General features: G+C 54.7%; 7 protein-coding genes. 4 read left to right on the top strand and 3 right to left on the bottom strand.

The genetic code is table 11. The features are described from left to right. Nucleotides 1-97 precede the first annotated feature (97 nt). On the bottom strand, nt 98-1,435 hold the full coding sequence (locus tag ACMGGU_RS08920) for a TolC family outer membrane protein (protein ID WP_045910489.1): 1,338 nt from the start codon (nt 1,433-1,435) through the stop codon (nt 98-100). Between the two features lie 740 nt (nt 1,436-2,175). On the opposite strand from ACMGGU_RS08920, the gene ACMGGU_RS08915 reads away from it, so the two are divergent. Both ACMGGU_RS08915 and ACMGGU_RS08910 read left to right on the top strand, forming a co-directional pair. Next, nucleotides 2,176-2,919 (top strand): DeoR/GlpR family DNA-binding transcription regulator, encoded by a 744-nt coding sequence (locus tag ACMGGU_RS08915; protein WP_420300445.1) that lies wholly within the window; start codon nt 2,176-2,178, stop codon nt 2,917-2,919. Between the two features lie 13 nt (nt 2,920-2,932). Next, nucleotides 2,933-4,000 (top strand): oxidoreductase, encoded by a 1,068-nt coding sequence (locus tag ACMGGU_RS08910; protein ID WP_262790806.1) that lies wholly within the window; start codon nt 2,933-2,935, stop codon nt 3,998-4,000. Between the two features lie 89 nt (nt 4,001-4,089). Here ACMGGU_RS08910 and cybB read toward each other — a convergent pair whose 3' ends face one another. Next, entirely contained in the window at nt 4,090-4,620 is a 531-nt protein-coding gene (cybB, locus tag ACMGGU_RS08905; protein WP_045910487.1) for a cytochrome b561, read from the bottom strand. Nucleotides 4,621-4,809: 189 nt separating this feature from the next. On the opposite strand from cybB, the gene gap reads away from it, so the two are divergent. Next, nucleotides 4,810-5,811 carry a type I glyceraldehyde-3-phosphate dehydrogenase gene (gene gap / locus ACMGGU_RS08900; RefSeq protein ID WP_024908382.1) on the top strand — a complete coding sequence of 334 codons (1,002 nt, stop codon included), beginning with the start codon at nt 4,810-4,812 and terminating at the stop codon, nt 5,809-5,811. A gap of 62 nt (nt 5,812-5,873) precedes the next feature. Here gap and ACMGGU_RS08895 read toward each other — a convergent pair whose 3' ends face one another. Beyond that, entirely contained in the window at nt 5,874-6,668 is a 795-nt protein-coding gene (locus ACMGGU_RS08895; protein ID WP_420300444.1) for a YdcF family protein, read from the bottom strand. Between the two features lie 327 nt (nt 6,669-6,995). Here ACMGGU_RS08895 and ACMGGU_RS08890 point away from each other — a divergent pair, with 327 nt between their 5' ends. Then, nucleotides 6,996-8,315 carry an MFS transporter gene (locus ACMGGU_RS08890; RefSeq protein WP_046092563.1) on the top strand — a complete coding sequence of 440 codons (1,320 nt, stop codon included), beginning with the start codon at nt 6,996-6,998 and terminating at the stop codon, nt 8,313-8,315. Nucleotides 8,316-8,329: the final 14 nt, after the last annotated feature.

The raw sequence follows: 8,329 nt of genomic DNA, 5'->3' as shown, positions 1-8,329 counted from the left end.
ATTCCTGTGGATATGTCCACCAGACGGATGTAGCTATCCCTGGGAAAAAACACCCATTATTTTCAGACTTATTTTGCGCGACAATACGCGTCTTTTTTTAACTCAAATCGGGTAGTTTTGCGGCAGCGTTTTTCTCTATTCCAATAAGCGGCATTAAATTATCAACCGCGGAAGCATAATTAATTGCCGAACTCCAGCCATCATACTCAGCGATTATTTTCGCCGAGGTGGCCTGCCAGACATCCTGCTCCACGCTGAGCAGATCGTTAATGCTCCGCTTGCTCAGGGTGTACTCATTTTTATAGACATCACGGGCGCGCAGGGCATTTTCCAGCTGCTGTTTCCCGGCCTCCATTCTTCCCCGTGCACCGGTCCAGTCCGCCTGCGCGACGGAGGCTTTTTGCAGGACATCGAAACGCGCCTGATCGACCTGAGAGGAGGCCATGGCCCGTGCCCCTTCAGCCTGCCGCACGCGTGCAGAGACCGCGCCGCCCTGATAAAGCGGTGCGTCAATATTGAGCTGGATCTGGTCATCCCAGTACGAACGGTTGTCCGACTCGTAACGGGTACGTCCGCCCTTCAGGCTTAGGGTCGGCCAGTGCTGAGACTTCGCCGTTTCCACGCCATACTGGGCTGAGCGCTCCATGTTTTGCGCGGCCATGACCGCCGGTATCAGCGAATAATCAATGCGGTTGAGCGAATCAGGCTCAACAGCGAGATTTGCGGGTACAGGCGAAAAGTTATCGGCCTGCATTCCGGTTAATACCGCGAGCCTTGCGCGGGCGCTGTTTAAGGCGGCGTGATACTGCGCGACCGTCGCCTGCATGCCGGCAATACGCGTGCGGGTCTGGAGCTCATCGGAGGTCGAGCTCACGCCTGCGTCGGCGCGCAGCTTTGCCAGCTGCTCAACATTTTTTAGCGCCTGAACGTTCTCCTTTGCCGCCTGCAGCAGATCGGCATAGCGTTTGACCTCGACATAGCTCAGCGCCGTTTTTTCCGCCACGTCAGAGAGCGTGCTCATCAGCTGGTAGCGGTAGCTATCGCGCTGGGCGGAAGACTGGCTGATGCTGTTATTGGTCTTGCCAAAGTCATATATCAGCTGCGTCAGGCTCAGCCCCCACGCGGCTGAATTCTTCAGCGACCCGCTGGAATCGGTGGTCTGGCTATGGCCCGTGCTGCCGTTCAGCGATATTTGCGGCATCCAGCCGCTGCGCGCTTCATCTATTTGCGCCTGACCAATACCGAGTTGCGCGGCCTGCTGACTAATCGACGGATCGCGATCGATGGCAAAAAGAATACTTTCTTTTAAGGTTGTCGTGGCAACCGGGGCAATACCCACCTGACTACTATTGGCGTACGCCGTATTTATGGCTAATGAAATGAATGCCAGTGCTGCTGTAAATCGACGTAACATAGGCTTTCGCAATATCGTCATTTTTATCTCCCTGACTCTGAGTGACACTGAAGCAATTACCCAAAAAGAGGTATAGATAATTAGACAAATATCTTATTTCGCATCCTTGCCGAATTTTAGGTAAAACTCCCCATACCCATTTCCTCTGGAGATGAGATCTGCCTGCGTCTTATTTAAATTAAGAATTTACTTATTTCCTAAAGTGGTTAGCAGCATAACAAAATGCGTTATAAGCCACTACACCCCCAATGTTAATGTGGTGTTACAATTAAGAAAAAAGATGGGGTTTCTGGACAAAACTCTTAAAATGACCTTTCAGATGAAACATATAAACCGACTGTTATTTAAGGAAAATTCTTAATTGGTTACCTGCACATTTTTGCGTTAATTTCCGGGCGGGTCAGACACAAAGATTTTCAAAGAAGTGTCAATTTAAGTAGCCAAACCAGCAAAATTAGAATTTAATGCTATTAATAAACTAATTAAAGCAATCAAAAACCACGCTAGAAACATTTAACAGAATAAAAATCCAGACAATAGGAGTGTAGTGGTTACATAACCCAAATCGTTAAATAAAACATAACAATAACATTGTGGTTAACATTCAAAACAGCTTACTTATACCTGGTTAATACAATTTTAATAATCACGCATCTGAATCATCACGCCTCTCCACGACATCAAAACGACGTTGCCCTTTTCTCTGCGTTAAAATGCTGTATTATGCAAACTATTGCGACATTTTGCAGGAACGCAGACCGATGCACAAAACCGCACGACAACGCCACGTTCTGGATATCCTGAGCGAGCAAGGCCAGGCCAGCATCACCGAGCTGGCAGAAAAGCTGCAGGTTTCAGCCGATACCATCCGTCGGGATCTGACCGACCTGGAAAACCAGGGGCTGGCGCAGAAGAACCACGGTGGGGCCATCGCGCTGAATCTTTCCGCCATGAATCGCCAGGGCCGCAATACGCTGCTGCCGGAAACCAAACAGCACCTGGGAAAACAGGTCGCACAGCAGGTTCCTGCGGGTTCTACCCTGTTTCTGGATGCGGGCAGCACGGTGATGGCTGTCGCCTCCTTTCTTCGCGGGCCGCTCACCGTCATTACCACGTCGCTGGATATCGCCCAGCATTTTAGCGACCGGGAAGACGTTGAACTGATCCTGCTCGGCGGGAAATGGGACCATAAGCAGCGCCTGTTTGCCGGAAGCGCCACCTTGTCCTTGCTGTCCCGCTATCGGGCAGATATCGCCATCCTCGGGGCGTGCGCCATTCATGCTGAACTCGGTTTGAGCGCCGGTAAAGAAGCGGATGCCGAGGTTAAACGCGCGATGCTAGACGCAAGCCATGCGCACTGGATTGTTGCCGACCACCTGAAAGTCAACCGCTGCGAACCGTATCTGGTTTCCGGGTTATCTAACATTCAACAACTCTTTTTAGATCGTCCCTGGCCTGAGCTTGGGGACCCTGGCGCATTGCAGGTCACGGTGTGCGCGAATTAACGTGGAGAAGTTCATGAGTACAGTTCGAACAATTAACATTGCGCTGATCGGGTATGGATTTGTGGGCAAAACTTTCCATGCCCCGTTAATCCAGTCTGTGGACGGGCTTAAGCTGGCCGTGGTCTCTTCTCGTGATGAAGAGAAGGTGAAACGCGATCTGCCGGACGTAGAGGTGGTCGCCACCCCTGAAGAGGCTATTCAGCATCCTGATGTTGACCTGGTGGTGATTGCCTCCCCCAACGCCACGCACGCCCCGCTGGCGACGCTGGCCCTAAACGCAGGTAAACACGTGGTCGTGGATAAGCCTTTCACCCTCGACATGCAGGAAGCCCGCGACCTGATTGCCCTGGCGGAGGAAAAGCAGCGACTGCTTTCTGTCTTCCACAACCGCCGCTGGGACAGCGATTTCCTCGGCATTAAGCAGGTCATTGAGCAAGGCACGCTCGGCAAGGTTAAGCACCTGGAGTCGCATATCGACCGCTTCCGCCCGGAAGTGCGCGTGCGCTGGCGCGAGCAGAATGTCCCCGGGAGCGGCCTGTGGTTTGACCTGGGGCCTCATCTTATCGACCAGACGCTACAGCTCTTTGGCCTGCCGCAGTCGGTTCAGGGGAATATCGCGACGCTGCGCGACGGCGCAGAAATCAACGACTGGGCGCACGTGGTCTTAAACTATCCGGAACATAAGGTGATTCTGCACGCCAGCATGCTGGTGGCAGGCGGTACTGCGCGCTTTGCCGTCCACGGGGACAAGGGCAGCGTGGTGAAGGCCAGAATCGATCAGCAGGAAGCACAGTTGCTCTCCGGGGTTATCCCTGGGAGTGAAGCCTGGGGCGAAGACAGCGACAGTATGGTGTTCTTTGGCGCTGACGGCGCATCGCAGACGATCCCTACCCCGAAAGGCGATCAGCGCCAGTATTACATCAACGTGCGTGACGCGCTGCTTGGGAAAATCACCAATCCGGTCCACCCGGTTGAGGCACTGGCAGTCATGGCCGTGCTGGAAGCGGCGGTGAAGTCGTCTGAGACGGGGTCAACCCAGGCGCTGGCGTTAAGTGCCGAAGAGCGTGCTCTGTTGGGTTAAAAACAAGCCGGGTGACGCGTAGCGATCCCGGCCTACGATTCAGAGCCGTTTGTAGGCCCGTGCAAGCGAAGCGCCGCCGGGCGAGAAGACTACGAACGCTTTTTCGGCATCATGCGCAGAAGGGTATTATCCTTCCAGAAATAGTGATGCATCAGCGCCGCCGCCGCGTGCAGGCCAATCACAAAATAGCCCAGGTTTGCCAGCGTCTCGTGCCACGCCTTCAGCGTATCCACCAGGTCAAAATTGGACTCCGCCGCATGCGGCATCGCCAGGCCAAAGGCAAACCAGTCGCTGCCCCGGTTATACATCATCACAATGCCAATCAGCGGCAGCGCAATAAACAGCAGATACACCACCAGATGCCCCAGATGAGACATCCCCGTCACCATCGCTTTTGGCTTCGGCTGAATCGGCGGCGCGCGGAACTTCAGGCGAACCAGCAGACGCGTCACCATCAGCACCAGAATACCGATCCCGCATGAGACGTGGATCATATTGATCGCCGGACGCGCGGTGCGCGGGAAGAAACCTCTGAACTCCATCGCGCAGTAGGCGACGATGATTAACAGAAACACCAGCCAGTGGATGCCGATTTGCAGGCTTGTATATTTAGTGCGCATGTGATTTCTCGATTAAAAACAGTTACCGCGCCAACATAATCCCCTTTCCTTAAAAATTCATTAACTTTTCTGTATGGTTTTTCAAATACTTCCCCCCGCATGAAGCATCTTCAATTGCCGCCCTGCCCGTGATGGTCTAAGCCTGGATGAGTTCAAACTGTCGCATCGACACGTTTACAGGAGAACACCATGAGTAAAATTGGCATTAACGGCTTTGGACGCATTGGGCGCCTTGTACTGCGTCGCCTTCTTGAAACCCAGGACAGTAATACCGTCGTCGCCATCAACGACCTCACCTCCCCGAAAGTGCTGGCCTACCTGCTCAGGCATGATTCCAACTACGGTGGCTTCCCGTGGAGCGTGGATTTCACCGAGGATGCGCTGATTGTTGACGGTAAAACCATAGCGGTCTATGCCGAAAAAGAGGCAAAGCATATTCCGTGGAAAACCGCAGGTGTGGATATCGTCGTGGAGTGCACCGGTTTTTATACGTCTGAAGAAAAATCACGGGCGCACCTGGACGCGGGCGCGAAGAAGGTGCTGATCTCTGCGCCTGCGGGCGACATGAAAACCATCGTCTACAGCGTGAACGACGACACCATTGACGCCGGTGACACCATCATCTCCGTCGCCTCCTGCACCACCAACTGCCTCGCCCCGCTGGCGAAAGCCCTGAACGACGCGTTTGAAATTAAGGTGGGCACCATGACCACCATTCACGCCTATACCGGTACCCAGGCGCTGGTGGATGGCCCGCGCGGGAAAGATCTTCGCGCCTCACGGGCGGCGGCAGAGAATATTATTCCGCATACCACCGGCGCCGCCAAAGCCATCGGTCTGGTGATCCCCGCGCTCAGCGGCAAGCTGAAAGGCCACGCGCAGCGCGTGCCGGTTAAAACGGGCTCCGTTACCGAACTGGTGGCCATTCTGGGCAAGAAAGTGACCGTTGAGGAGATCAACGCCGCGCTGAAAAAGGCGACGCAGGGCAATAAATCGTTCGGGTACACCGATGAAGAGATCGTGTCGTCAGATGTGATTGGTTCACATTATGGTTCAGTGTTTGACGCCACGCAGACGGAGGTGTCAGAAGCGGGAGACCTTCAGCTGGTGAAAGCCGTTGCCTGGTATGACAACGAGTATGGGTTTGTGACGCAGCTGGTGCGGACGCTGGATAAGTTTGCGGCGCTGTGATTTTTCCCACCTACCCCTCACCCTAACCCTCTCCCCAAAGGGGCGAGGGGATTGTTCCGTGCCTAAATTATATTACGTGCACCCTTCAGGACAGGATCCTGCTGCAGCTGTTTCCATGCGGCGGTGACGGCCTCGGGGAATTCAACGTGAGCAATATAATCCCGCCCGGCCGGGCCATAGCCGTTGGCGTTATCATACAGGCGCGGCAGTTCCCCCATAACCAGTGAAAGGTAACGGTCAACGGGCCACAGGCCGGTGTTGCCCTCGCTGAATTCCACGCCCTCGTTTCCGTTTTGCAGTGTCGGCGTAAACCCCGGATGGCTGAGCCACTGCGGTGAAACGGGCTCATCCCGACAAACGCGGGCAAACGTCGCCATCGTGCGGCGCTGCATCGTCGGATCCTGCACCACCAGCACCCGCCCGGTCGTTCGATGACGCTGTTTCAGCAAGTTCCAGCTAAAACGCGCGTTTTCACCGCAGTTGGTGGAGCGATCCTCAACCCACAGCCGCGCCTCGGGGATCTGCCAGAACGCCCGCGCAATGTCGGCAAGAATGCTCGCTTCAGGCCGCCCCGTGACCGGTACGGTGTGATAACGCGGATGACTGCCAATCGCGGTATATAAAAAGGTGGTCGAATGCCCGATGCCGCCGCTAATCAGAAGTGGCACGTCTTGCTGAGAGGCCATCCGGCAGGCCGCGTCAATGGTTGGGATCACCGCGTTTCCTGCCAGAATTACCGCATCGACTTCCGGGAGCGGACGCGTCGCGCTCAGGTCATCCTGCGCCAGCCATTCACCGACAGTATTGATGGCCGCCAGCGTGGCATCTGCCAGAAAGGGAAAATGGGGCTGAACCATGGTGAACTCCTCACGTTGTTGAAGCACCGAATTTATCATTTTTCTGAAATAACCAGAAACATCCAAAAATCATCGGGTTGCACCTGCCTATTATGCTTTTGATTTCCAGCCTTACAAAACATTGTATTGTACAGGCGTCATGAAAAAGCACCCAGCGCTGCTTATTTCCCCGTGATCTGACCAGTTTTATCCCCCTTGCGCTTGCCAAACGCAACATCCAACCCTAAGTTGCTTAACAATTTCACAACCTTTTTCATCATCACAGGTTGCACCTGAAGCGCGCCAGGTGACACCTCTCTCATCATCAACGTGGCGGGGTTTCAGGTCATGACAGAACATGAAAGTACGACGACGGTGTTACGTAAAAATAAAAAGGTGTTAATCGCCAGCCTTACCGGGAGCGCCATTGAATGGTTTGACTATTTTCTCTACGGTACGGCGGCCGCGCTGGTCTTCAATAAGATCTTTTTCCCGATGGTCGATCCGGTGATCGGACTCATTCTCTCTTATCTCTCTTTCTCCTTAACCTTCTTTATTCGCCCGATTGGCGGGGTACTTTTCGCCCACATTGGCGACCGCATCGGACGTAAAAAAACCCTCGTGTTGACCCTCTCTTTGATGGGAGGTGCAACCGTCATGATTGGCCTGCTGCCCACGTATGAGATGATTGGCCTGTGGGCGCCCGCTCTGCTGATCCTGATGCGCATCATTCAGGGGATGGGCATTGGCGGTGAATGGGGCGGCGCGCTGCTGCTGGCCTATGAATATGCGCCAGAAAAACGTAAAGGCTTTTTCGGCAGCATTCCGCAGGCGGGCGTGACCATCGGCATGCTGATGGCGACCTTTATCGTCTCGCTGATGACCCTGTTCAGCGAGGCGGATTTCCTCTCCTGGGGCTGGCGCATCCCGTTCCTGCTGAGCTCGGTTCTGGTGTTGCTCGGCCTGTGGATCCGCAAAGATATTGATGAAACGCCCGATTTTCAGCGAGTCAAAGCGTCCGGTCAGGTGGCTAAGGCTCCCCTGCGCGATACGCTGAAGCATCACTGGCGTGAAGTGTTGATTGCCGCCGGTCTGAAGGTGGTTGAAACCGCGCCGTTCTATATTTTCTCGACCTTCGTGGTGAGCTATGCCACCAGCACGCTGACGTATCAGAAATCGCAGGCGCTGGAAGCCGTGACGCTGGGTGCGCTGGTGGCGACCATTATGATCCCGCTAATGGGGCTGCTCTCCGATAAGGTAGGCCGTCAGCGCATGTACGCGATCAGCGTCTTCGTGCTGGGCCTGTTTATCGTACCGTGGTTTATGCTGCTCAATACCGGCACCACATGGGGTATCGTGCTCGCGACGGTCATCGCCTTTGGCGTGCTGTGGGCACCTGTCACCGCGGTACTCGGCACGCTGTGCTCTGAAATCTTTAGTGCAAACGTGCGCTACACCGGCATTACGCTCGGCTATCAATTGGGTGCCGCGCTGGCTGGCGGTACCGCGCCGTTGATTGCCACCGGACTGCTGGCAAAATACGACGGCGACTGGGTGCCGGTGGCCTGGTATCTTGCCGTCACGGTGACCATTTCTTTAATCGCGATTTTCTGCGCCAGCCGCGTTAAGCGCGCCACTCTCATCCAGGCGCAGCCCGAACGTCTCTGACCCTTCCCGGCCCG

Origin of the sequence: Enterobacter sp. BNK-8 (assembly GCF_048685095.1) — a bacterium.
Taxonomy (GTDB): Bacteria; Pseudomonadota; Gammaproteobacteria; order Enterobacterales; family Enterobacteriaceae; genus Enterobacter; species Enterobacter quasiroggenkampii.
This window is presented reverse-complemented; position numbering and strand designations above follow the sequence as displayed.

What these genes read in the sequence shown, in the direction of transcription:
- ACMGGU_RS08890 (WP_046092563.1), top strand. Translation starts at nt 6,996, where the DNA reads ATGACAGAACATGAAAGTACGACGACGGTGTTACGTAAAAATAAAAAG.
- ACMGGU_RS08895 (WP_420300444.1), bottom strand. Translation starts at nt 6,668, where the DNA reads ATGGTTCAGCCCCATTTTCCCTTTCTGGCAGATGCCACGCTGGCGGCC.
- ACMGGU_RS08915 (WP_420300445.1), top strand. Translation starts at nt 2,176, where the DNA reads ATGCACAAAACCGCACGACAACGCCACGTTCTGGATATCCTGAGCGAG.
- gap (WP_024908382.1), top strand. Translation starts at nt 4,810, where the DNA reads ATGAGTAAAATTGGCATTAACGGCTTTGGACGCATTGGGCGCCTTGTA.
- ACMGGU_RS08920 (WP_045910489.1), bottom strand. Translation starts at nt 1,435, where the DNA reads ATGACGATATTGCGAAAGCCTATGTTACGTCGATTTACAGCAGCACTG.
- cybB (WP_045910487.1), bottom strand. Translation starts at nt 4,620, where the DNA reads ATGCGCACTAAATATACAAGCCTGCAAATCGGCATCCACTGGCTGGTG.
- ACMGGU_RS08910 (WP_262790806.1), top strand. Translation starts at nt 2,933, where the DNA reads ATGAGTACAGTTCGAACAATTAACATTGCGCTGATCGGGTATGGATTT.